The 23,058-nt window shown below is 43.0% G+C and carries 20 protein-coding genes; 11 read left to right on the top strand and 9 right to left on the bottom strand.

All coding sequences use genetic code 11. The features are described from left to right. Nucleotides 1–260 precede the first annotated feature (260 nt). Nucleotides 261–719, bottom strand: coding sequence for a VOC family protein (locus EHQ17_RS16150; protein ID WP_135591578.1), 459 nt, complete (start codon nt 717–719; stop codon nt 261–263). 292 nt (nt 720–1,011) lie between these two features. After that, nucleotides 1,012–2,094, bottom strand: coding sequence for an endonuclease/exonuclease/phosphatase family protein (locus tag EHQ17_RS16145; RefSeq protein ID WP_135591579.1), 1,083 nt, complete (start codon nt 2,092–2,094; stop codon nt 1,012–1,014). A gap of 108 nt (nt 2,095–2,202) precedes the next feature. Here EHQ17_RS16145 and EHQ17_RS16135 point away from each other — a divergent pair, with 108 nt between their 5' ends. Beyond that, nucleotides 2,203–3,210, top strand: coding sequence for a hypothetical protein (locus tag EHQ17_RS16135; protein WP_135591583.1), 1,008 nt, complete (start codon nt 2,203–2,205; stop codon nt 3,208–3,210). Nucleotides 3,211–3,356: 146 nt separating this feature from the next. On the opposite strand, the gene EHQ17_RS16130 is transcribed toward EHQ17_RS16135, so the two are convergent. Next, entirely contained in the window at nt 3,357–4,307 is a 951-nt protein-coding gene (locus EHQ17_RS16130; protein WP_135591585.1) for an alpha/beta hydrolase, read from the bottom strand. Nucleotides 4,308–4,567: 260 nt separating this feature from the next. On the opposite strand from EHQ17_RS16130, the gene EHQ17_RS16125 reads away from it, so the two are divergent. The 3 genes from EHQ17_RS16125 to EHQ17_RS16115 all read left to right on the top strand — a co-directional run bounded on the left by EHQ17_RS16125 (nt 4,568) and on the right by EHQ17_RS16115 (nt 7,986). After that, nucleotides 4,568–5,956: an MFS transporter gene (locus EHQ17_RS16125; protein WP_135591586.1), complete on the top strand. Its 1,389-nt coding sequence runs from the start codon at nt 4,568–4,570 to the stop codon at nt 5,954–5,956. Then, nucleotides 5,957–6,661, top strand: a complete 705-nt coding sequence (gene mtnC / locus EHQ17_RS16120; protein ID WP_135591588.1) for an acireductone synthase — start codon at nt 5,957–5,959, stop codon at nt 6,659–6,661. A 128-nt stretch (nt 6,662–6,789) separates the two neighbouring features. Then, nucleotides 6,790–7,986, top strand: coding sequence for a tetratricopeptide repeat protein (locus EHQ17_RS16115; protein WP_246057592.1), 1,197 nt, complete (start codon nt 6,790–6,792; stop codon nt 7,984–7,986). On the opposite strand, the gene EHQ17_RS16110 is transcribed toward EHQ17_RS16115, so the two are convergent. Beyond that, entirely contained in the window at nt 7,978–9,255 is a 1,278-nt protein-coding gene (locus tag EHQ17_RS16110) for a PilZ domain-containing protein (protein ID WP_135591592.1), read from the bottom strand. The genes EHQ17_RS16115 and EHQ17_RS16110 overlap by 9 nt on opposite strands. Before the next feature lie 283 nt (nt 9,256–9,538). Here EHQ17_RS16110 and EHQ17_RS16105 point away from each other — a divergent pair, with 283 nt between their 5' ends. Then, nucleotides 9,539–10,066, top strand: coding sequence for a hypothetical protein (locus EHQ17_RS16105; RefSeq protein ID WP_135591594.1), 528 nt, complete (start codon nt 9,539–9,541; stop codon nt 10,064–10,066). Beyond that, on the top strand, nt 10,066–10,866 hold the full coding sequence (locus tag EHQ17_RS16100) for an enoyl-CoA hydratase/isomerase family protein (protein ID WP_135591596.1): 801 nt from the start codon (nt 10,066–10,068) through the stop codon (nt 10,864–10,866). The genes EHQ17_RS16105 and EHQ17_RS16100 overlap by 1 nt, the downstream gene beginning before the upstream one ends. Here EHQ17_RS16100 and EHQ17_RS16095 read toward each other — a convergent pair. Then, entirely contained in the window at nt 10,863–12,038 is a 1,176-nt protein-coding gene (locus EHQ17_RS16095) for a putative glycoside hydrolase (protein ID WP_425460720.1), read from the bottom strand. The genes EHQ17_RS16100 and EHQ17_RS16095 overlap by 4 nt on opposite strands. A gap of 147 nt (nt 12,039–12,185) precedes the next feature. Here EHQ17_RS16095 and EHQ17_RS16090 point away from each other — a divergent pair, with 147 nt between their 5' ends. The 4 genes from EHQ17_RS16090 to EHQ17_RS16070 all read left to right on the top strand — a co-directional run bounded on the left by EHQ17_RS16090 (nt 12,186) and on the right by EHQ17_RS16070 (nt 18,201). Beyond that, nucleotides 12,186–13,127, top strand: a complete 942-nt coding sequence (locus EHQ17_RS16090) for a histone deacetylase family protein (RefSeq protein ID WP_135591598.1) — start codon at nt 12,186–12,188, stop codon at nt 13,125–13,127. Nucleotides 13,128–13,200: 73 nt separating this feature from the next. Next, nucleotides 13,201–13,737 carry a DUF1564 family protein gene (locus tag EHQ17_RS16085; protein ID WP_135591600.1) on the top strand — a complete coding sequence of 179 codons (537 nt, stop codon included), beginning with the start codon at nt 13,201–13,203 and terminating at the stop codon, nt 13,735–13,737. Between the two features lie 424 nt (nt 13,738–14,161). Beyond that, nucleotides 14,162–16,192, top strand: coding sequence for an NHL repeat-containing protein (locus EHQ17_RS16075; RefSeq protein WP_135591604.1), 2,031 nt, complete (start codon nt 14,162–14,164; stop codon nt 16,190–16,192). Then, complete coding sequence (locus EHQ17_RS16070) at nt 16,189–18,201, top strand: tetratricopeptide repeat protein (protein ID WP_135591606.1); 2,013 nt, start codon at nt 16,189–16,191, stop codon at nt 18,199–18,201. Before EHQ17_RS16075 ends, EHQ17_RS16070 begins: the two co-directional genes overlap by 4 nt. 17 nt (nt 18,202–18,218) lie before the next feature. Here EHQ17_RS16070 and EHQ17_RS16065 read toward each other — a convergent pair whose 3' ends face one another. Both EHQ17_RS16065 and EHQ17_RS16060 read right to left on the bottom strand, forming a co-directional pair. Beyond that, complete coding sequence (locus EHQ17_RS16065) at nt 18,219–18,830, bottom strand: hypothetical protein (protein ID WP_135591608.1); 612 nt, start codon at nt 18,828–18,830, stop codon at nt 18,219–18,221. An 82-nt stretch (nt 18,831–18,912) separates the two neighbouring features. Next, on the bottom strand, nt 18,913–19,359 hold the full coding sequence (locus EHQ17_RS16060; RefSeq protein WP_135591610.1) for a methylglyoxal synthase: 447 nt from the start codon (nt 19,357–19,359) through the stop codon (nt 18,913–18,915). Between the two features lie 131 nt (nt 19,360–19,490). Between EHQ17_RS16060 and EHQ17_RS16055 the strand changes: the two genes are divergently transcribed. Beyond that, the gene (locus EHQ17_RS16055) at nt 19,491–20,306 is read left to right on the top strand and encodes an FcpA-related putative periplasmic flagellar protein (RefSeq protein WP_246057590.1); all 816 of its coding nucleotides are present in this window, start codon (nt 19,491–19,493) and stop codon (nt 20,304–20,306) included. Here the strand turns inward: EHQ17_RS16055 and EHQ17_RS16050 are convergent, their stop codons facing one another. Continuing rightward, the gene (locus EHQ17_RS16050; protein WP_167881229.1) at nt 20,307–21,137 is read right to left on the bottom strand and encodes a hypothetical protein; all 831 of its coding nucleotides are present in this window, start codon (nt 21,135–21,137) and stop codon (nt 20,307–20,309) included. A gap of 38 nt (nt 21,138–21,175) precedes the next feature. Beyond that, the gene (locus tag EHQ17_RS16045; protein WP_425460719.1) at nt 21,176–22,984 is read right to left on the bottom strand and encodes an LptF/LptG family permease; all 1,809 of its coding nucleotides are present in this window, start codon (nt 22,982–22,984) and stop codon (nt 21,176–21,178) included. Nucleotides 22,985–23,058: the final 74 nt, after the last annotated feature.

Below are 23,058 nucleotides of genomic sequence, written 5' to 3'. Positions count from 1 at the left end.
GCATCGTAGATCGTCCCTCGTTTAACCTCGCGAAATCGCGAAAGCAAAACTCCGACTTAAACACGTGATTTTTTTTGAATATTAGAAAACTTGCGTATTCAAAAACGCGTGAGCGATCGATGCGGGGTCAAGTTATTGAAAGCTCCGTTATTTTTCGTTTACGGGGAAAGTAACAATAACTTGACCGGAGCGGAGAGCGCGGCCGCATTCAGGGTAGATTTTTCGTTCCGAAAAAAATCCCGCGGCACGCCCGAACGCGTTTAACCGAGTGCGGCGATTACGTCGGCGGGAGCCTGAACGAGTTCTACGAGCACACCTTCCGAAGAATAGGGAAATTCCTCGTTCGCCTTCGGATGAATGAAACATACGTCGTATCCCGCGGCGCCTTTCCGAATTCCTCCGGGAGTAAAACGCACTCCCTTTGTGGTAAGCCATTCCACCGCTTTATGGATATCGTCCACCCAAAGACCGATATGATTGAGTTTCGGTTCGTGAACCTTCGGGCTTTTGTTCGCGTCGATCGGCTGCATGATATCCACTTCGACTGCATACGGTCCCTTTCCCATCCGTAGGATGTCCTCGTCCACGTTTTCCTTTTCACTTTTGAACGTTCCCGTCTTCTCAAGTCCGAGTATGTCCACCCAAAAGGTTTCGAGTTTTTTTTTGTCTTCACCGCCTACGGCTATTTGCTGAATTCCTAATATTCTAAACGGTCTCATGATTCCTCGTTTTGTTGTCGGATCGACGTTTCTTTTTTTCTTACGGCGCGCCTTTTTCCGTTTTGGGAAAGGCGACCCCCATCCAGTGAATTTCCTGCCTCGTCTTTTGCAACTTCTATCTCTTTTGTCGTAATTCCGACTTTTTAGCGGGAGAAAATTCCGCTGGACGCGGATGTTTTTTTGTGATAGGGAAAAATGGCCGCCTGTTCCCGCCACCACTCCTCCTCCACCCAATCAGGGTGGGGCGCCCGCGTTTCACGGACGGATCGTCGGAAGAAATACGGAGCGGCCCTTAGTTCTTCCAGCCGTAAGTCCCCAACAAAGGAAAATGATCGGAAATCGTCCGCACTTTCTCACCTTGATCCACCCGATACGAACTCTGTCTTACGTTGGAGGAATAAAAAAGATAATCGATCGTTCGATCCGGTTTCCCGATCGCTGGATCGTTCGAATAATGCGTAAAGTATTTCGTACGCTCCGGTCCATTCAAAATATTGAATGGAACCGACGAATTCCATTTTTCAAAGAGCGGCTTGATCTCCCCTTCATCCGAATAAAAAAACGCCCCGTTGGGATGCATCGATTTACGATCGAAACCGGGAGGAAGAAGATTGAAGTCCCCTCCTAAAATCCAATAATGCCCCGCCAAATCCAGCTCCTTCAAAAGTCCGGCAATGGTTCCGACTTGTTTGTGCATCGTATCGGTCCCCTGCGAGAACGCGTCGAGATGTGTGTTCAAAACCGTAAACTTGTCCCCGCCTTCGATCGGGAAATCGTTCTGTAAAATCGCCCTCTTTAGGTTGAACTGAGTGGTGATCGGATCCGCCGGCATAAGAGGAAGGGCGTGACGGATTCCGTCCGAAATTTTGAATTTGCTGACCGTGACCAATTTCATCCCCACCCTTCCCATCACTTTGGGATGAGGGACGAACAAGGACTTCCAGTAAAACGCCTCGCTATAACACGCGTAAGACGGATCGATTCGAGAAAGGATTCTTTCCGATTGATTTTCTCCGAACGTATTTTTGGCTCCGTCGTGAACTTCCTGAAGAAGAATAACGTCCGGATTTTCGGCGCGGATATAATCTACGATCTTCGTCAAAGTCTCCTCGATCTCTTCTCGGGAAGGAGCCGTATCCGGTCCGTCGCCGTTCGGAACGTCGTACCAAAAAACCCTTTTTTTACCCGCAAGATATTGTATATTCCAAGAAAGGATTTTGATTTTAGAATCCGCTTTTAAAATCGGAACGTCTTCCTTACAACGCACTTCAGCCGGTTGCGCTTGGTCCGGATGAAACGTAATCGAATAGATCAAAATTAAAAAAGAACCGATCAAAATTCCCAAGACCGCCAAAATTTTTCGAAGCCAACTCATTTCGTTCCTCTCCGCAATTCGTAAAGAGATTCAAGATACGCATACAAATCCGAGTGTAAAGGATTTTCTTTTTAAGAGGGTGGAATAAAACTGACCTTAGAGCCAAAGATGAAAACGTTTTCCACGATCCTATTCGTAATATTCTTCGCTGCATCCTCCCTGACATCGGAGGAGGTGGAACTCAAAGTACGTATCAAAAACGGAACCACCGGAAAAGACGGCAGTATCGAATCCCTCCGCCTGATCGCGTTACAACAAGGAATGATTCCCGTTCGGGAAATGGGCGCCGCATCCGGATCGTTTACGATTCCTAAAACTTCAGTGCCCGACCAAGCCCCTCTTTTGCTCCAAGTAAAATACGCAGGGGTCTCCTACAACAAAATGATTCCTCCCGTTCCCGTGATGCGATCCGGAATTCAAGAAGTGATCGTTTACGAAAAAACCAAGGACAAATCCCTCGTACGCACCCGCTCTGCGATGCAGATCACACGAGGCCGCGATTTTCTACGTGTTTTCAAAATCTTTCTCATTTCCAACAATACGATTCCGCCCAAAAGTTATCAGGACGAACAGAATCCCTTCGAGATATTCGTACCTTCCGAAGCGACGGAAGTCGTAGGACAACTCACACAGGGAGAATCTAAAATGGCGATCCCTCTCCAACTGCAGGACGGACCTAACGGAAAATATCTGGATCGTGCCCTGTTGCCGGGAAGTTCTGAATTACAAATTTCTTATACGATTCCCGCGAGCAATCTATCCACGGTGACGTTCAAGGACAGGATGTTGGCTGAAAAAGAGGAAGGGTTTCGGGCCGTATTCTCCAAGCCAGCCGATATGGAGGTTTCCTTTCTCGGAGCGAACAAACAAGAACGGATCCAAGAGGACGCTCCCGCCGACATGAGAGCCTTCAAAGTCGGATACCCCGCCCCGCGTTACGAACTTTCAATCTCCGTATCCGGAGGTGCAGCCGTGGAGATGGAAACGGAACGGGCAAACAGAAAAATCGAAAACGGAACCTGGTTTCCGACCACGGAACGTTCTCTCTTGGGATTGACCGCCGTTTTAGGATTCCTGTTTACACTTTCCTTCGTATTCGTTTATCGAAAAAAATAAACAGTTCGGCGGAAACCTTTCCCGGTTGAAAAAAACCGTCGCATCACGTAGTCGTACGAAAATCGGGATCGTCTCATACAAAGACGAAACAATCGGATGAAATCACATTTCAAAAAAAGAATACAATTAAATTAGAATATTCAGGATCAGGAATTCGAAACGACCTTTTTCTTTTTGACCGAAATCCCGGAATCCTTCTTTAAGGTTCCGGATTTCGGTTTGGGCTCGGCTTCCACCTTCTCCCGCACGATACTTTCCCAGAAAGACTGGATGTCCCGAAAAACCTCTTCCCTATGTTCGGGAAATTCGTTCATCAATTCGTGAAAGAGACCCGGATAGATGCGTATCCGCTTGTTGCGATAAATTAGATTTTTATAAAGTTCCGTGGATCCGTTCACGTCGATCAGACCGTCCTCCTGTCCGTGGAGAATAAGAACGGGACAACGCAACACGCCGGCCTTTCGAATCAACCTCGGACCGAGTTCCAAAAGTTCAGTCCCCATCCTGAGGGAAACCATCCCGTGAACGAGAGGATCCTGACGATAGGCATCGATCACATCCGGATCGTGCGAAAGAAACCGAAGATCCAAATTGGCTTCCACCGTCGTCGCGGGAGAAAACTTACTCAGAAAAGAACCGAGGATTTTTTTGATCCGTTTTTCGAAATCCATACGAACGCGTAACGCGGGCGAGGAAAGAACTAAACCGAGAATATTATCCTGATTGATTCCCTCTTGCGCGTAACGAAGCGCGATGGCCCCTCCCAAAGAATGACCCAGAAGAAAAAACCGTTCCTTATTTTCCCGTTTTAAAACCTCCGAAACGAAATCGGAAAGATCCCGGACGTAAAGATCGAAAGAATCCGCGTGCCCGCGTTTCCCCTCCGAATTTCCGTGTCCGCGCATATCGAAGGAGTAGAAGTTAACGTCGCTCTTGGAGAAATAACGGAGCAAGTTCGTATAACGGCCGCTATGTTCTCCGAAACCGTGATGAACGATCGCCAAACGATTCGCCTTAGGCTTGGTCCATGACTGACAGTATAACTTCGATTTATCGGAGCCTGATAGGATATAAAATTCTTTATGATGAAAGGTCATTTCTAAAACCAAACTTTGGGAAGAACGGAATCATGAAAAGAAAAAGGGTCAACCAATATTCTGAATAACCTTTGAGAAACCGTTCATTTTCAAGGATGGATTTTATTACGGACTCGTTCCTAACCGGCTATGTCTCGTTGTCCGAATCTTCGGAATCTTCTCCGCAAAAACCCGAATCGAAGTCAAAGTTTCCTTGAGTTTTAGCCCGGCATTCGCATTGTTTGGAATTCGTTTCACAAGATAAAGAATCTGGAGAGAATATGGATCAAAAACCATCGGAGCGAAGCCTATTGCGTTATTTCGGATTGGGAGAACTGGCGAATCACGGCTGGAATGCAATCCTCGCGTTTTGGATGATCATGGGAATGGCCTTCTTTCTTTTTGCGGATCAGAATCTGATCGCACCCAATTTGAAAAACATCGGAGCCTCTTTCGGATTGAACACGCAGGAAGACGTGGATTGGTACATCGGAGGATTGATTCCGATCCTATTTTTCATTTTGGGAGGAGCGGTTTCCGTAAGTATGGGATATCTTTCCCAAAAATACTCTCGAAAAACCTTGATCATCTTCTCCGTGTTTTTGGGGGAAATACCCTGTTTTCTTTCCGGATTCGCAACGAGTTATCCGGAGTTCGTGATTTACAGAACTCTTACCGGGTTCGGACTCGGGGGTATTTTCCCGCTTCTATTTACCGTATTGGGGGATTACTTCTCCGAAAAATCCAGATCCACCGCGGCGGCATACGTATCGCTTTCCATGGGAATCGGACTCGGAGTGGGACAACTCTTCGGAGGAATATTAGGAAATGCTGATCCGATCAACGGATGGCGAACCAGCTTTATATATCTCTCCGTACCTTCCTTCTTTTTTGCGGCGATCTATTGGGTCTTCTGCAAAGAACCGCTACGCGGAGGTGGGGAAACGGAATGGCAGGGAATCGCCGACAAATTTCCGGAAGAGAGTTTTCATCTCCGTTGGAGCGACGTTAGACTTCTTTTTAGGAACAAAACGAATATCGGAATCTTTCTACAGGGAATTCCCGGCTGCGTTCCTTGGGGAGTTTTTTTCGTCTTCCTCGTGGACTACTACGAAACGTCGTATCACCTCGATAAGGCCACGGCGACAATGTTATTGACCTACGCGGCGATCGGAGTTTTTGCGGGAACGTTTTTCGGCGGCGTGATAGGACAAAAACTGTACAATCTCAACAAACGTTACCTGCCGATTTTTTGTATGACGAGCATTTTTTTAGGCATTCCTCCGTGTATCTATCTTCTCAAGGCAGGAGAAGTGGCGGGATCGGGACTTTTCATCCTGATCAACATCGCGGCGGGATTCATCATATCGGTTACGGGACCGAACGTGCGCGCAACATTAATTAATGTGAATATTCCAAAAAATAGAAGTAGCATGTTTGCGCTCTACAATCTAACCGATGATTTAGGAAAAGGATTAGGCCCCGCGATGAGCGCTCTGATTCTCGGACTTACCCCGGGGGATCGTTCGCTCGGACTTTCTATTTCGGTACTTTTCTGGATTCCCTGCGCATTATCCTGGTTGATCGTATTGAAAAATTTCGAGAAAGACGAAAAAAGTGTACACGATTATCTCGTCGCCGAAGCCCGAAAAATCCGAGGTGCCGCGTAGTTGGACGTTTCAACATTCGAACTTTATCTTTTCGACATAGAAGGAACGACGACCCCGATCGAGTTCGTTCATAAGACATTGTTTCCCTACTCGGTATCGAAATTCGGGGAATTTTTCCGAAAAGGAAATCTCGAAAAAACGGTCTTGGAAGGGCTTATCCGGGAAGGAAAGGCCGACGTTTCGTATTCGAAGGAGGTTTCCGATTCAGTAGAAACGTTAATCGACTATTGCGAATATTTAGTGGGTGTGGATCGTAAAAGCGGTCCCCTCAAAGAAATCCAGGGAAGAATCTGGAAAGAAGGATACGAAAACGGAGAATTAAAAAGTCTTATGTTTGCCGACGTTCCCGAATTTTTAAAACGCATACGAAGTTCCGAAAAAAAAGCAGCGGTGTACTCCTCTGGAAGTGTGCAAGCCCAAAAGTTAATATTCGAATATTCTAATTTTGGAGATTTGACGGGATATTTTTCGGGTTATTTCGATACTGCGGTCGGAGGCAAACGTGAGTCGGAAAGTTATTCGCGTATTGCGCGAGAATTGGGAATTCCACCGGAAAAAATAATATTCTTCACCGACGTAAAAGAGGAAGCCGACGCTGCGACTCGGGCGGGATGCAGTGCCGCCGTGTTGGAAAGACCGGGAAATACCCAACAACCGGCACACGGATACGCGAGACTTACTTCTTTTGAAACTGTAAATCCCTAAATCATGGACGAATCGGAGACCGCGGGCTTGCAAACCGGTTCGTTTCCGAACACCCTCGAAAATATTCCGAAGCCGATCTCAAACCGCTTTTTTTTCGGGCGAAATCGGGGGAAATTTCCGATCTTTGAATTGTGAGAACTTTCCTTATTTTCATTCCGCTTTTTTTGAGTTATACCGGACCTATGTTCTCGAGGGAACTCGTCTATGCGTTCTGGGAGCCCGGAAAACCTGAAAAAGAGAAAATGATTCTCATAGGCGAAACGGTTCTTTACGACAAAGTAAAACCGATCGAAGAAGAAGGAAAGAATCGAAACCTCGATATCGGAGTCGATACGAGAGCGGACCTAGTAACGATCAAGATCAATTACGATCCTGGATTACGCGAAGGACAAATCTTATATCTGATCGAAAAGGATTTCGATCATAAGAATTATCGGAACGGAAACATCGTAGGTCGGATAGAAATCAAATCCATTTTTCAAACCTCGTTCATCGGCAAACGGGCGCGCGGAATCGGAAATCTCGGATTGGTAAAGGACAGAAACCTAATGGTAGCCGCGCCGCTCGTATCCGAGAAAATAGAATCCGCCATCGTAGAACGCAAAAAAGGCGACTATCATTTGGCCAGAAACGAAATCGCCGAATCGATCCGATCCTATAAACATACGATCAGTTTGGATCCGTCTTCACCGATGGGACATTTTCGTCTCGGCCTATTATACAAAAAAACCGGCGAAGCCTATGTCTCTGCAGGCTCGGAATTTTCTATGGCCTGGAAAAACAGAAAACGTTTCGGTAACTCTCAGGAAGAATTGGAATTTTATGTGGAATACATCGATTATCTGAATCACAAATACGAAACCGAAGGATTCAAAAACGCATCCGTTTTATCTCGCTCGATGGAAGTGATACAAGAGGCCTTTAAATTAACGAAAGAAGATTCAGAACTCCTAATACAATCGGCTATGACTTATTATCACTTATTTAGGGAGGAATCGAAACCGCTCTTATCTACCGCCTCCGCGTCCTCAAAAAGAAAAAAAGCGGATACATACTTCGAAATCGCGGAAAAATTGCTGAGAAATTCCGAAAAAAAGGATCCTTCCGATTATAGAATCCATCTACTCGCGAGCAAATTATACATCGATAAAATTACGGAGTTATCCTCGGAAACCGGGCAAAGTGGAATCGGAGAATCGGAACGTATGGGAATTTTCAAAGGATACTTATCGTCAGCCGTAGAAAAATACAAAACGTTTAAACCGACTTCCGTTCCCGGAGACCCGTATATCCTTAAAGCTAATACGATATTGGGATCATTCTGAGAGAACTCGTCTGGTTTTCAGAAAGATATACTTTTGAAGAATCAGCATATCGTCCGGATTTGAGTCGAAAAAATTGACTCCAAGAAGAAACTTCCCTTCTTCGCCGGCGATATAACGAACGACCTCTCCTCTCATAACAAGGGTTCTCTCCGCCACGGGAATAAATATTTTTATAATATTATGTTTTTTTAAATATTGGAAAATGCGTTTCTCATTTATCTCGAAAAGAAGGCCGTTGATACTGATATCAACCACCCTCGTCGCCGCTTTTGTATGTCTATAGTTATCTTCCCGGATAAATATCTTAGTTATCGAATAGTTGAAAATATCCGAAAGTTCGATCAGATATCCGGCCTGCGAGGGAGTGATGGAATATCGATCCATTGCCGAAGTATGAACCCTGATATATCCGACGACATCGTTGAACAATCGAATAGGGAGTATTAGATACGAAATGATAAAATCGCGGATCTCCGTTTTTTGCAGCTCGCGAAAGAATTTGTCCGCGTAATCCTGACCGTTTTCCAAAACCATACGAATATATTCCGCTCTATAATTCGTCATCCAGGAAGAATCCTGTTCACGGATATAATTAACGATCAAAGAAGTATCGGGAATATAAACGGGACGATCGTGTCTACGCATAAAGGATTCCAAAAACGATTCCTCTTTTGAACCTGAAAAGAAAACTATCTCGTAATCCTTCGAAACCGTGGAAATATATTCGGAAATCATAATATTAATGAGTCTCAAATCCGGATTGTCTTTTTTTATCTCCCTCATCAGGCTGTTAAATCTTTGTTCCACCTGGATATTACGACCGATCTCCCGTCCGCCGCCGGATAAGGAACGAAAAAGAATCACATAGTTCATAAAAAGGTCATCGACCGCTACACGAACGTTCTTTCTAAAGGATGCGGCCTGAAGTTCCGACGGAATTCGGATTCTAATCCCCTCCTCTAAGAATTCGAGAATTACGACCTCGAATTGGTAGAGAATATTCATGATTTCAAAACTGATTTTCGCCCTTAGAGTAAGCCCCTGAGTCGCACCCGGAATACGCAGATAAACGTTAGTCTCTTCGATATTTTCTACGACCGCAAAAAATCTTTGTCCGTCATAATCGAATGGAAACTCCACATCATCGGCTTTCAAAAAATAGAACAGATGTTTTACGAGATTAATATCCGTACCTATGATCGTTTCTCCGAACATAGTTTCGAGAACTGTGATGAGCTCTTGTAGACTATCCGACCTTCCGACTGCCATACGATAAATTTTACGAAACGAAATCCTTCATTAAATATCGGCTCGCGAAATGTCGGAATTCAATGCAGAATTACGGGGATAAAGCGACATAATTTTAGGAATTTATCGAGAACCGAGCGAGGTCGGAACACAAGAAAGCTATGCTTGATCGAGAACACTATTCTCCTATGGTAATTTTTACGAAACGTGCAAAAGAGGATAAAAGCAAAGAAGTAATAATCAAACTGCGAGTTCTCTAAAAAAATCGTCTGGGAAGTTTCAGGAAAAACCCGACAGAGAAGGTATGGACACAAGAAAGTCGGAACTCAATCCAGAATTATTCGATATGATGAAGCAGGGAAAATTATCTGCTCAAAAAATCTTAGATTTAATCGCTTTAAAGGAGTTAGTCGATAGATTCGCAGTCACTTCATTTCTTGAAAAAGAAAAAATCGCCGAAATCAAAGCAAAAACGGGTGTAGAGCCTGATATTCTAACGTGGGGAGATTACTTTCAAACCGAAATAGCATCCCGCTATTTTGACAAGTCGGAACTCGACTTCAAAAAAATCACTGAAACGATCCGTTTCGACCTAATCTCTGCACATTTGATTTTTTCCGGCAAGCCTGAGTATTTTAGCGATTCAGTTCGTGGGCAAGCACTGATATCGAAATCGATAGATTCAGCCTTCTGGACTTTAGAAGACGAAGAAGTAATCCATTTAGAAATCCTCCTGGAATACTACACACAAATGGGGCTTGGAGAAAAACCGTTGACTGTATCTGATCGAATCTGGTATGAAAGTTTTGAATTGGAGAAAGAAGCAGTTTAATGGGATTCATCGACGAAGACACAATCGACCTGGGCTCCGGAAACAAAATCCTCATCCTTAGTTTCAATAACCCTGAATCGAGAAATTCTATGACTCGTGAGATGGGTTTGGAATTCAAAAAAATTACCGAAGATATATCGCAGTCATCCGACAAACAGAAGCCAAGGTCTATAATTTTGACGGGAAAGAATGGAATTTTCTCAGCAGGAGGAAATTTCGAGCTGTTAAAATCATTTTCAACGAAAGACTTTGAATCGAATAAAAAAACGATGTTTGAATTTTATAATTTATTCCTTTCCGTTAGGAAATTGGACATCCCGGTCATCTGCGCTGCCAACGGACACGCGATAGGGGCTGGTTTATCATTAGCGTTTGCATGCGATATTCGAGTTTTTGCGAACGAAGGAAAATATCAGTTTAATTTCGTTAAGCTAGGGATCCACCCCGGAATGGGATCCAGCTATATCGTCAAAGAGTTATTCGGCACTCATATCGCAAATCGCCTTTTATTTATGGCAGAAATGTTTAATGGCGAAGAGGCACTTCGAATCGGACTTTGTAACGATTCCGTTCCGCAAAAAGAGGTTTTAGGGAGAGCCACGGAAATCGCAATCGCTTTATCCGAAAGTGCGCCTTTGGCTTTGCGTGAACTGAAAAAAAATACTTACAATAACGAAGAACTAACCGCCGCATTGAAAAAAGAGGCAGAGTCGCAAGCAAGAAATTTTATTTCCGAGGATTTTAAGGAAACGATTAAGGCGATCGAGCAAAAAAGAAAACCTGAATTTAAAGGAGTTTAGTGTTTCTTTTTAGTTTGTTCATCGTCGTAACTTTCCAACGCCTTAAATGTCGGTTCATAATCATTCCAGGCATTCCAAACGACAAAGCCATGTCCTCCGCTATCATATGAGGCTTTTATCTGAGCTTTGATATATTCGGGGAGGGAGAGTCCCGACTTTCCAACCGACATATTAAATCCTTGAATGTAGGGAACTACTCTCGTGGTTTTAAGCGATCGTTTTAATGTGAAGAGAGTTCCGTCATAAACCGTTTGATATGGATCATTAATGCGATTCGGCATGCCGTAAAAATGGGAAGGATATAACATAGGATAAAGCACATCCACCACTTGGGCGAAAACTTCCACTTTTTGACCAATCATATCATTCTGATTAAATGGAATTCGGCCAAAAATATCAGCTCCAATGTAAGGCAAATTATCACACTTTAAAGTTTCGTTTCTGATATTCTTGATAATCCCGGCAATGTTCTTATATCTAACGTCATAAGATAGTTTTAATTGCAAATTATCGGCATAACGAATATAATCTAACTGAATCTCCGGAAAACCGGTTCGGCAAGCCTCACGGACGGATCTATATATAGATGCAAGCCTCCGTTCGGTAGGTTTTTCCGTAGGTAAACCTCCTTCGAAATTAACGACTCTGGCTACGGGATAAAAGCCTTCTTCAATGATAGAACTCAAATCCTCCCTCGAAGGCGTCGTCGGCTGTATATCAATTACCAATAAATTAACTCCGTGACGAATCGCTTTACGTCGGATCTCTTGAAATACTTTCGTTTTTTTTAAAGTTCTCTGAGAAATATAAATTCCACGGGCAAAATTGGGTACACCAACTAATGCATCGAAAGGTTTTTTTTGTTCGACGGATTCATTAGATTCTTTTAATTCATCCGTTGTTACGACTTTAATAGAGGAACTTTCTTTCAAACGTTTGTTTTTCGAATTATCTAAAACGCTGGAAGGAAGAGTTTTCTGATTTTCTTGACTTTTTGACGTAATATCGGTAATCAAAGAAGAAGAAACTCGGTTTTCTTTATCTTCTTGTATAAGCACTTTATGCTGTGAAGATTCTTTCCTAATGATTTTTGGAAACGGAAGATCGAAATCGGCAGAAAGACATAAGGGAATTAAAAAAATCAAAGCGATAAAAGTTCTAAATTTCAAGATGCGTAATTTTCTAGCCAAGCGAATTGAGTCCTGTAATAAATGTCGGAATTAAGCAGTTAATACTGTAAATGCAGCTTAAAAAATATAACAATCGAGACGGTTTCCCTACAAAATTTATCATTACATTTTCAAAAAAGGGATAATTCAATGCCTACCGGATTCGCATATTCAGATTACTTCCTTCTGCATAACGACCAACCTCGGATACCTCATTTCGAAAGTTCCGACAGACTAATAGCCTGTTTGGATCGACTTTCACGAAACAATCTTTTTCCTACTTTTTATAAACCGGATATCAAGCCGATTTCAATAGAAATGCTCAGCTTAGTTCACACAGAATACCATATTCAGAAAGTACAAGATTCCGCTGGGAGGCGTGGTTACTTCGACGGGGATACTCCGTTTACGGAAGATTCTTGGTTATCTGCATTTTATGCGGCTGGCTCAGGCATTGCACTAGTAGACGCACTCGTTGAAGGCAAAATTCAGAATGGATTTTCGCTCCTCCGACCTCCCGGACATCATGCCGAACGAGATCGGATTATGGGCTTTTGCATGTTCAATAATATTGCGGTTACTGCCCGTTACTTGCAGATAAATGGCTTCAAAAAAATTTTTATCGTAGATTGGGATGTCCATCATGGAAACGGAACCCAAGAAATATTTTATTCGGATCCGGATGTATTTTATGCATCCATCCACCAATATCCTTTTTATCCGATGACGGGATCTTTTGATGAAACCGGATTCGGTTTAGGCAAAGGTACGACTTTAAATGTTCCGATGCCGGCCGACTCTCATAATTCCGCTTATATAAAGGCCTTTGAAAAAAAGATTATTCCTGCAATAGAACAATTTCGACCAGAAGTCATTCTCATCTCCGCCGGATTTGATGCACACAAGCGAGACCCGCTCGGCGGGATGAAAGTTACTACACTTGGCTTTGAAAAAATAAGCGATATGGTCTTGGCTGCAGCCTATCATATATGTGAAGGTAGAGTTTTATCCTTTTTAGAAGGTGGTTACGACAAAGATACTTTAGCGGAGTGCGTGGACGTGCATCTAACTGTTTTAGATTCTTTTTCTTAATTTTTTTTTCTATTTTTGCGATCATTCATGCAAGCAAAGGAAACGTTTTCTTTTGAGGAGGCAAATGTTGCCAATGCAAGAAATCGATTTTCAATACTTTACCGAATTCAATGGAAGATCTATATCCAATTCAGGAACCTCCGATTTATTAGTCCCCTTCCATCTAAAGATATTTATCGAACAAAAAATTAGAAAACATCGAAATCTCAAAAACTATTTTCATTTTCTTATCAATAGATTTCACAAAAAACATTTGTTAACCGTATTTCCAGATTCAGCATTTAGGAAAACTCTATATCAATCCAAAAATCAGAATTTAGTTCGATACTCGTTTCGGCCAAATCACGAAGATTGGTATAAGGCTAAAATCGCAGCTTTTTATTTCGGAATTTCAGTCTGTCGCTTATTCGCAAGATTAGTCGATATGGATAAAGAAGAAAGCCGGGAAGAGATCCATTATAGCGAAATCAACAAAAGGTATCGAAGAGATTTTTCTTATTCGAAAGGCATTTTGCAACCTTTTCATTTACACCTCACGATTTTTGGTAACCCGCAGATGATTCTTAAAAAACTACTTTTAGGAAGAAAATTCCAATTAGATACCGCATAAATTTCGGAATTTTATAATAAATCGTCCGATATTTTTAGATAGAATGGAAATTCATTCCGAATCACTCAATCAAATCGAAGCAAGATTTAGAAATTATATATTACTCTTGGACTTTATATTGAGAGAAACTCGCAACGAACTTTCTGAAAATAGAACCAAACGGGAAATCTGGCTCGAACAGCATAGGGACTGGAAGAAGAATCGTTTGCAGGCGGCAGAATTCCGACCTGTCAAGATTCAGATTCAATCTACGCACAAATCTTGCGCACAAGTTGAGTCGGAGAAATCGACATGTATCCCCTGATATTTAATAACTGATCAAAAACATGCTCATAATAGCAATCAATCAGCTCATAAAAAATTCTTGAAATTATGTCTCTTTAATTCGTTAATTGACGATAAGATCAGAAATTTACTGCTTTTTATGCGCTTAAATCGGTTTTTAGTCATATCCCTTTTCTTTAGTTCGGCAATAGCTATCCACTCGGATGGACTCCCAAATTTCTCGATTCAAGAAAAAGAAGCAAGAACACACTTTTTCAAAGGATTTTCGTATTTTAATAACTCAGAATATTCCTCAGCAAGGGAAAGTTTTCTAAGATCACTTTCGATAAAAAACGATTTTACCTTAGCCCGTATCCTACTTTCACATTCTTATTATCTCTCAGGAGATTGGCCGGAAAGTATGTCGGAATTAGAGCAAATTGAAGTAAACTCAGGATTGAGTCAAATTCAAAAATCCAGACTAGATGCTTTGAGAATTAATTTGGCTGGCGGTAGCCAAGATTCATCTAATCAATATTATACCACTCTATCTGGTGACGAACTTCGGCGTTTCAGATTCAGAAATCCGACCGATGTGGCAATTGATGATGATGGGTTTTTATACGTTCTGTCCTTTGACACGGCGAATATTGTTAAATTTGACTCCAATGGGAACCCTGTAGATAATTTTAAAGGCTCTTTAGGTCGGAATTTATCCGGACCGCTCTTTTTTTCGTTGAGAGGAAAATCGATCTTTGTTTCGGATTTTAAAGGCGATCAAATCTTCGAATTTAACACTCGGGGAGAATATAAAAATCGATTCGGAAAATCAGGTAAGAATAACGGTGAATTTCACGGCCCCACAGGTATTTTTCTTACGAAAGACGGATATCTGTATATTTCTGATTCCGGTAATCATCGAATTCAAAAACTTAAAAATGACGGAACATTCATTCAGGAAATCGGAGTCGGAATTCTGCGCAATCCATCTGGATTAAAGGTAAATTCTAAGGGTGAAATTTACGTAGCCGATAGAGGAAACGCACGAATCGTCGTTTTCGATTCAGAGGGTAATTTTCTTAAAGAAATCCGCAATACAAACGTTTTAAATTCCCCTCGAAATCTTACGATTCGCAAGAACGACCTGTATATCTCGGATGAAAAGTCGGGACTCATTATATATAACACAATCGAAAATACTTGGAAACAATTAGATACCTTTCGAGATTCAAAAAACGTAATTCGGAAATTAAACCAACCGTTTTCCTCTGCGTTCGATTACACGGGAACTCACTATATCGCAGATTTTAACCGACATCGAGTTGAAATATTTAGTCCAGCAAATCAACTTTCATCCAATTTGGATCTGGTAGTGGAGAAAGTATTAAACCGGGAATATCCGGATATATCCGTCTTCCTCCGGGCCAGGGATCGATCCGGTCGGGATTTAAAGGGTATTCCAAGAAACTCTTTTCGGGTTTATGAATACGGAAATTTATCTCCCCTGATCGGCTTAGCAGATATGCAACAGTTCAACAATAGAATTTCGCTTTCATTGATCTACGAAAACACGTCGGAAGTCAAAGCAAACTATTCTGTTTTTGAAAAGTCGTTAAAACCACTCTTAACATCGTTAAGACAGTATGACGGGGTGGAAGTTCTTCGCTCCGGGTCGGAACTCGTAAAAGCCTCGGATTTCGGATATTCGATGCACGAAATCTTCAGAATCCTGCGAAACTCCCCCGTAGAACCGACCTCAAAAACCGGCAAAGCAATCTACCGCGGAATATCCGACCTATTAGATCGACTCGGGCCTCGAGCAGTCTTAGTTTTGGTCTCCGGTAGTTCCGACCCAGATTCCTTTACCCAAATCTCCCCTGAAAAAATCATCCGATATTCTAAGGCACATGCGATTCCAATCTATTTTTTATCCCTTTCGGATTCGGGTCCGGCGGTTGAAACATACAAAACGATCGCGTCCTCGACCGGAGGTAAATTCATAGTTATTCCGGGAGAAGGTCAGGAAAAGACCCTATACGATTCCATATTATCACACAAAGACAGGCGTTATATCGTCTCTTTTAAAAGTAGAGTAGAAGCCGACAAAAAGGATTTCTACATTCCTATAGTCGTAGAATCGAATTTTAGAAATTCTTCCGGAAAGGCCGAGGCAGGATTTTTTACGAAATGACGAATCTGAAAAATCGGCAAAAAGTCGGAACTGCGTTAACCATTATACTTTTTATCGCAGTGTATCCGATCATATCACAGGATAACACGGTCAAAAACATCGCGGAAGGCGAGGCTCGTCTAAAGGAGCGGAATTACGCCGCCGCCTATCGATCCTTCACCGAAGCATCGAATCAAAATCCGATGTCGGTTCGAGCCTTGCTCGGTTTGGCGGAAGCGGCACAACATCTTCATAAGCACACAGAATCTTTCGAAGCCTATCGCAAAGCCCTTTCATTCGCTCCGGATAACAAGAACGCACTGAAAGGGGCCGCTCTCGCCTATGTGAGAAAAAAAGAATATCAAAATTCTCTAAACCTATTAAAGACCGCATTGGATACGGACCCGTTCGACCCGGTTTTGGCGCCGGTACAAATACAGATTCTTTTGGAAATGGGTAGCTACGAAACCGCTCTAAAAAAATTGGAAATGTCCCGTTCCAAACTTCAAAGCTCCAAAGAAGTTCAAGTGCTTGAAGCCAAGGTCAACGGTAAAACGGGAAACTTCGGAAAAGCCTACCAACTCTGGAATTCCATCCTAGCCTCTTCTTCCGATGATCCTGATTTATTTTTTAACTTCGCTTCTTTGTTGATCGATTGGGCGGAAAAGAGTTCCCCTTCCGAAAAAAGACAAAAACTCGACGCCGCCGCAGAAAAACTCGAACGTGCTATTTCGTTGTATCCTGATTTCGAAGAAGCGATCGATCTACTAACTCGAATTAGGATTTGGCAAGGGGATTTTCCCTCTGCAGTTTCGCTTTCTCAAAGATTAGTTTCGTTATATCCTAAAAACTCATCCTACCTTTATCTCAAAGCATTTTCCGAGTCGAAGGAATCGGACAAAGGATCGACAGTATATAAGGATTCCTTAAAGAAGGACTTAGATGAAATTCTCAAACTCGACGACTTAGATTCCATTTCGAGACAAAAAGCCGAAACCGTCGCACTGACGTATTTTCCGGAAAACCATTCGTTTCGAAGAAAACTCGGCGAATACCGAATGCAGCGATTCCGCTCCTCCAAGAATTCGCTCCTTTTCGAAATGGCATCGCACCATCTGGCTTCCGCAAGGGAACTCATTCCCGGTCAGCCGGAAGTTCAGTTTCAAACGTTAAACGAATACAAAAGGATCGGCTTTTTCCCGCGTTACCTCAATCTTCTACTTCTACTAAGAAAGAAATACCCCGACAACGAAAAGTATCAGTATGAAATCGAAAACCTGCTCGATTCGATGAAACAATCCATCGCATATCGGGAAGGAATGCTTCAGATAACGGGGGACAATCTTTTAGAGGATTACGGGAGAACTCCGCCCGTCCTTTTAACCTTCGATCTAACGGATAAGACGTTTCTCGGAGATTATCCTGATCTAGCGGTATTGGTTTCCTCATCGGTTCGCAAAATTTTATCTTTAAATCCGACCGTAGCGCTTTCCGATGTGTTGGAATCCAATCGATCCAATCCTGCCGCGTTAGACGTAACTCCCGAAAACTATACCGCCGCCCTACCGTATTCGGAATTGTTTTACGTCAAACTCAGGGATCAAATCAAAAGTAAACCAAAAGCGAGATTTCTAATTTACGGTTCCTTAAAATACGACAATCATTCTCTGTCTATCGAATGGACGATCAAAGACGCAAAACACGAAAAAATTCTGACAACGTTCCGGATATACTCCAAGGGAAGGGATTTTATCCCGGAAGCGGCGTCCCGTTCCGCGGCGAAAATCCTTTCGACGATTCCCCCATCGGCATCCGTATTGAAGGTAAAGGACGAGGATATACTGATCAACGCGGGTGCGTTAGACGGACTAAAGAAAGGCTCTAAAATTCAAACTTACAATACTTCAGGGAAATCGGGAGAAGCGACCGTAGTCGAAACCGACTATTTCCTATCTAGGGCGGTGCCGGACAACGGAATTACCGGTCTAAAAACGATCGCGGAAGGCGACCGGGTGATCTGGAAAAAATAAAACGAAAACCTATTTCATCATTCTTTACGTTTAGGAAAACCGCTGAAAAAATCCAAAATCGAATCGGCCAATTCTTTTTCTAACATTAGAATATCAGAATATTCTGAACGATAAGCCTCGTTTAAACGAAAAGTCCAAACGGAACCTTCGATTTCCAGACTTTCGATCTTAGCGGAATCGATCGTATTACGCAGCCACTCCGGATAACCGGTTTTCGACTCGTATTTTCTGCGAAACAAATCGACAAAAAGATACCGATTCGTTTCGATCCGAAAACGGTTCCTAATCCGTTGATATTCGACGTCCAGATCCACATCCGGATAAATCCTAAATTCCCGCGTTTCGGAATCCCAATCCATCCTCGACCCTTCCAGACTTACCTCGTCTTCCGGATCGATCTCAACGCGAACCGGATATTCGTACAAGGGAACCGAATTTCGAGTTTGATCGTATCCCACTTTTACTTCGGTCGAAGCCCGCGTACGATCGATCATAATCCGAAAAACGGATTCTTTTCTACGATCAAGATGTTTTCGAATCGTATCCTCCGCCTCTTTCGTAAAACGGAGAGGAAAGACGGGAGGTTGACCCTTTTTGGGAAACAGGTTTCGGAGGAAATTCTGAAACATATAAGTCGATCTTTAAAGTCGGTTTAATTTTAAAACATATTAAACGAAGTAAAATAAAAAAACGGCCTACGCTTCATGAACATTATGCTTTTCTAATTCTTGTATCGTAATCCAAGAGGATTTTTTTATAGGCCGTCGTAAACTGAGGAGAACTGATCATATAATCGGCCGTAGACCGGTTACACGCCATAGGCACGTTATACAAAACCGCGATCCGCAACAAGGCTTTAACGTCCGGATCGTGGGGTTGCGCGGTCAAAGGATCCCAGAAAAAAATCACTATATCCAAATCCCCTTCCGCGATTTTGGCTCCTATCTGTTGATCCCCGCCCAGCGGACCGGATAAAAATCTATAAACGGGAAGTTCCGCTTCTTCGTTGATGAGTTTGCCGGTGGTGCCCGTTCCGAATAAATGATGTCTGGATAAAATTTCTCGATGTGTTTTAACCCATTGAACCAGATCTTCTTTACGGTTATCGTGGGCCACCAACGCGATCCTTTTTGTGGCGGAAACTTGCACTTCTTTCATTCTAACATACTCTTTTGAATCTTTTGTTTCGATCTAATTTTTGGATGACGGGGATTTCGGACCAATCCTTAATTGACCGAAGCCCTTTTTTTTGACGGATTCCACAAACGCAAAAACCTCCCTCTTTGAAGATGAATTCCCTCTCAGAACGATCCCCCTACTTCTTCGTTTTAATTTTCGCTTATGCGGCGATCTTCCTGATCACTTCCGCTCGACCAGTCTTTGCGGAAAAGAATCCCGCCGATAAGAAGATAGAAATTCTTATCCCGGAAGGATCCGATTCCGATTGGGGAAAAAACGCCCTTCCGTTTGAAGATTTGAATTTATTGGGGGACGTCGATGAAAACGTTTCCAAAACGTTATTCGAAAAAGCGAAAGAGGATTTTCTAAAATCAGTGGATCTTTTCCGAAAGGCTTCCGATCTTGCGGACGAAAAAAGAAAGGAATTCGATCGAATTACTTTCGAAGCGGATCGATATGAATGGCAGAGAAAAAATCGAAAGGAGAATTTCGAACGTTCCCTACTACGCGATCTGAACAAAGCGCGAACGGACTCCGTTCACGATCTGGTTTCGGCTATGAATTCCCTGGAGAAAATCCAAAACCCCAAAGTGAAGGACTCGGAAAATTATCGCGAACTTCAAGCCGGAATTTATAGGGAATACGTCAAACACCAATTGGCGCTCAAGAATTTTCTTTTGGCGACGGATCTTTTGGAACGTTACATCAACCTCGGAGACAAATATTACGAGGATTCGGAGGCGCAAGGTCTATTAGCGAATTGTTATGAACGAGCGTATCGACTTTCTAAAAAAAACAGGGACAACGAGTCGAAGGAAAGATACGATATTCTCCGAAAAAAACACGGGCTTTTGTACGCGGAGTTCAAGTTCGGTAAAAATTCCCCCGACTACAAGGAATTCTCCCGAGAACTTTTCAGGGATTGATCACTGAATTCCGAGTTGTTTTTTGAGATTTCTGTTTTCCTCGATTAAATCCCGAATTTCCTTTTCCGTATAAGCAAAAAGGCGATCCTGAGCCTCGAGAATTTTATCGAGTTGTATCTCTTCTATATGAGAATAATCTAATGCTTGTTCGGTCGCCTTTTTAAAATCCAGTGCGTCCTTTAACTCCTGGGTTTTCATCGAATCAAGGATCTCGGAAACCTTCAGCCGTTCGTGTAACGCCAAAAGTTCCTTGTTTTTGAGTTCGTTCACCCGTTCGAGGGCTTTGTTTATCTCTTCGTTGTTCTTTTTGACCTTTGATTCGAATTCTAAAATCGCTTGTAACGCCTCATTCGCTTTGGTCGCGTCCTTGTATTCTTTTTGCGCGAGCTCGAAAACTCCTTCGAAAAATCCGATATTCGTCAGACAACTGTTGCCGATTTCGTTCGCCGCCAATTTATAGAATTCGGATTGAATGGTTCTGTCTAGGATGAGTCGTAAATTTCTGGAATGAACCGGATATTCCAACACTTCTATCTTGCCGCTTTCGGGAACGACCGAATTGATCTTTTCGGATTCTTCGGAATAAACCATGATAAGACTGACATAGGGATGAAGTTCGAACTTACGAACGAATTCGCGGACTTGATTCCATTCGGAAAAATTGACCGAAAGAAAAAAGATATGGATATCCGCCTTCATCAGATCGATCGCTCCGAGACCGTCCAAAGAAACCTTACTCAGTTCGATGTTGACCCGAGGGTGTTTCCAAATCTGAATCGGAAATTCCTTACCCGAAGTGAGATGCCAAATGATCGCGTTTTTTTGACTCATCGTATTTATCGTAACACTAACCAAAGGGTTTAGCCCGGTTAGGAACCTCGTTTCGTGATCTTTTTTATCTTTCCCCATAAACTTAAACTTCGTAATCTCTCTGTCAATTTTGATTTTTGATCGGAGATTCGATCCAAAAAGTTTTGAATCGGTTTAGGAAGATCCATGTCCGTTCTTTTGATCATGATATTGATACTGATGATCGCGATCAAAATATTGGCGCTCCAAGGGCCGATCCAATCCGGCACCTTTTCGTTGTAGGAAATCGTGCTTCCCAGGGTAAAAAACGTAAAATAGATCATCAAGAAAACGACTGCAAGCGTAAAACTCATCCCTTTACCCGAGCGTTTCACCACGAGTCCGAGCGGAAACGAAATGAAGAAAAAGATCAGACAAGAGATAGGCATCGCGATCCTTCGATGGATTTCCACGTTAAAATCGGTGAGAACTTTTTTTCCCTGCTGCATAAGGGCTAAAAGTTGCGTTAAAACGGAGTAGGATTGGGTCATCTGATCGGGGGTGAGGGTTCCGTTGGCGGCTCCCATGGCCAAATCGATCTTCATTTTTTCTACGAGTTGTTTCAATCCGGTCAAACCTTTGATTTCGATTCCCATTTCTTGCAACATTTCTAGTCCGGGAATTTTTTCCAGTCCTTCGCTTTCAATGTTGTTGCGGATCTGAAAGAGAACGGGCATGGAGAACGTTTCCGGTTTTACGTTCAACTCCAGGGTTTTCTTTTCTTTTCCTTTGGGAATATTGTAGTCCATTTCTCCGTCCCGGAAATCGGTGATGGAGAAGGTTTTACGATCGTCTCCCCATTCCAAGATCCAACCGTCTTTGAGACGGATGGATTTTTCGTATTCCCCGTCCGGGCCTAATTTTTCGACGAGGTTTCCCTTGCCCGCGTTGATGATCTGAATGATTCTAGAACCGCCCATCGGAATCATTTTTCCTCCGATGTGGAAATATTCGTTTCCTTCCAGAAAAATTTCCCATTCGCGAATTTGAATTCCGCGGAGCTCCCCCGTATCTCGGTTGATGCCTTCGGTGTACATCGTTCTGGCGCGTTTTTCAAAAAGATCCTGTGTTTTGTCCCCGCTGAATTGTCCGGGAGTTATGGCCAAAAGTGGATTGTAGGCGAGCACCCATTTGTTGAATTCGTTCATCTTTCTTGTGTTTTCGGGGGAAAGATAAAAGTTGAGATACGCGACGGCCAAGGCCATCACGAAACCGAATGCAAGAAAGTTAATATAGATTCGCGGAAAACTGACTCCTGCCGAACGGATCGCGGTGATTTCCGAATCTCCGGAAAGTCTTCCGGCGGCCATGATCCCGCTCATCAGACAAGCCATCGGAATCGTCATGGGCAGCGTATTGGCGAGAAGATAACCGAAATAATCCAAAAGTCGGAGAGGATCCACGCCCTTTCCCACGAAAAGTCCGATCATCTTTTGGAGTGCGAGAACCATATAAACCATGGTAAAAAAAGCGAGCGCCACCAAAAACGGGGAAAGGATTTCTTTGAGAATGTATCGATCCAAAATCGGAACGATCATATAGAATTTTCGTTTGTCTGTGTGAACCTGAAAGTCCGACGGAAGATCTTCGACGCTGCTGAGCCGTACGGTCCGCAAATCCTTACCGGAATTGGAATTTCCGGTCGTTTTTCGGGAATCCGATAAGGAGCGAAGTTTGGATTCGTATTCTTCGTAGGAGGAAATGTCGGAGGAGCGATTTCTTTTTTTCGAATCCTGGGGAAGGTCGGAAGATCGATCGCGTCGTGAATTCGCACCTTTTTTAGAAGAGGAAGAATCTCCGCTCTTTCGGGAGGAAGCGGAGGTCGGTATCGATTTCGATTCGGAGGAAGGAGAAAGATTTTTTTTATCTGCGGACGCGTTGGACCTAGTCTTTTTGGAGACCG

Source organism: Leptospira gomenensis, from assembly GCF_004770155.1.
Taxonomy (GTDB): Bacteria; Spirochaetota; Leptospiria; order Leptospirales; family Leptospiraceae; genus Leptospira; species Leptospira gomenensis.
The sequence above is the reverse complement of the archived record's forward strand: the minus strand, read 5'-3'. Positions and strand labels throughout refer to the sequence as shown.

Coding starts and splice junctions, on each gene's coding strand:
- EHQ17_RS16100 (WP_135591596.1), top strand. CDS start 10,066: ATGGGATTCATCGACGAAGACACAATCGACCTGGGCTCCGGAAACAAA.
- EHQ17_RS16070 (WP_135591606.1), top strand. CDS start 16,189: ATGACGAATCTGAAAAATCGGCAAAAAGTCGGAACTGCGTTAACCATT.
- EHQ17_RS16150 (WP_135591578.1), bottom strand. CDS start 719: ATGAGACCGTTTAGAATATTAGGAATTCAGCAAATAGCCGTAGGCGGT.
- EHQ17_RS16110 (WP_135591592.1), bottom strand. CDS start 9,255: ATGGCAGTCGGAAGGTCGGATAGTCTACAAGAGCTCATCACAGTTCTC.
- EHQ17_RS16085 (WP_135591600.1), top strand. CDS start 13,201: ATGCAAGAAATCGATTTTCAATACTTTACCGAATTCAATGGAAGATCT.
- EHQ17_RS16090 (WP_135591598.1), top strand. CDS start 12,186: ATGCCTACCGGATTCGCATATTCAGATTACTTCCTTCTGCATAACGAC.
- EHQ17_RS16130 (WP_135591585.1), bottom strand. CDS start 4,307: ATGACCTTTCATCATAAAGAATTTTATATCCTATCAGGCTCCGATAAA.
- EHQ17_RS16105 (WP_135591594.1), top strand. CDS start 9,539: ATGGACACAAGAAAGTCGGAACTCAATCCAGAATTATTCGATATGATG.
- EHQ17_RS16125 (WP_135591586.1), top strand. CDS start 4,568: ATGGATCAAAAACCATCGGAGCGAAGCCTATTGCGTTATTTCGGATTG.
- EHQ17_RS16055 (WP_246057590.1), top strand. CDS start 19,491: ATGAATTCCCTCTCAGAACGATCCCCCTACTTCTTCGTTTTAATTTTC.
- EHQ17_RS16135 (WP_135591583.1), top strand. CDS start 2,203: ATGAAAACGTTTTCCACGATCCTATTCGTAATATTCTTCGCTGCATCC.
- EHQ17_RS16145 (WP_135591579.1), bottom strand. CDS start 2,094: ATGAGTTGGCTTCGAAAAATTTTGGCGGTCTTGGGAATTTTGATCGGT.
- EHQ17_RS16060 (WP_135591610.1), bottom strand. CDS start 19,359: ATGAAAGAAGTGCAAGTTTCCGCCACAAAAAGGATCGCGTTGGTGGCC.
- EHQ17_RS16050 (WP_167881229.1), bottom strand. CDS start 21,137: ATGAGTCAAAAAAACGCGATCATTTGGCATCTCACTTCGGGTAAGGAA.
- EHQ17_RS16075 (WP_135591604.1), top strand. CDS start 14,162: ATGCGCTTAAATCGGTTTTTAGTCATATCCCTTTTCTTTAGTTCGGCA.
- EHQ17_RS16065 (WP_135591608.1), bottom strand. CDS start 18,830: ATGTTTCAGAATTTCCTCCGAAACCTGTTTCCCAAAAAGGGTCAACCT.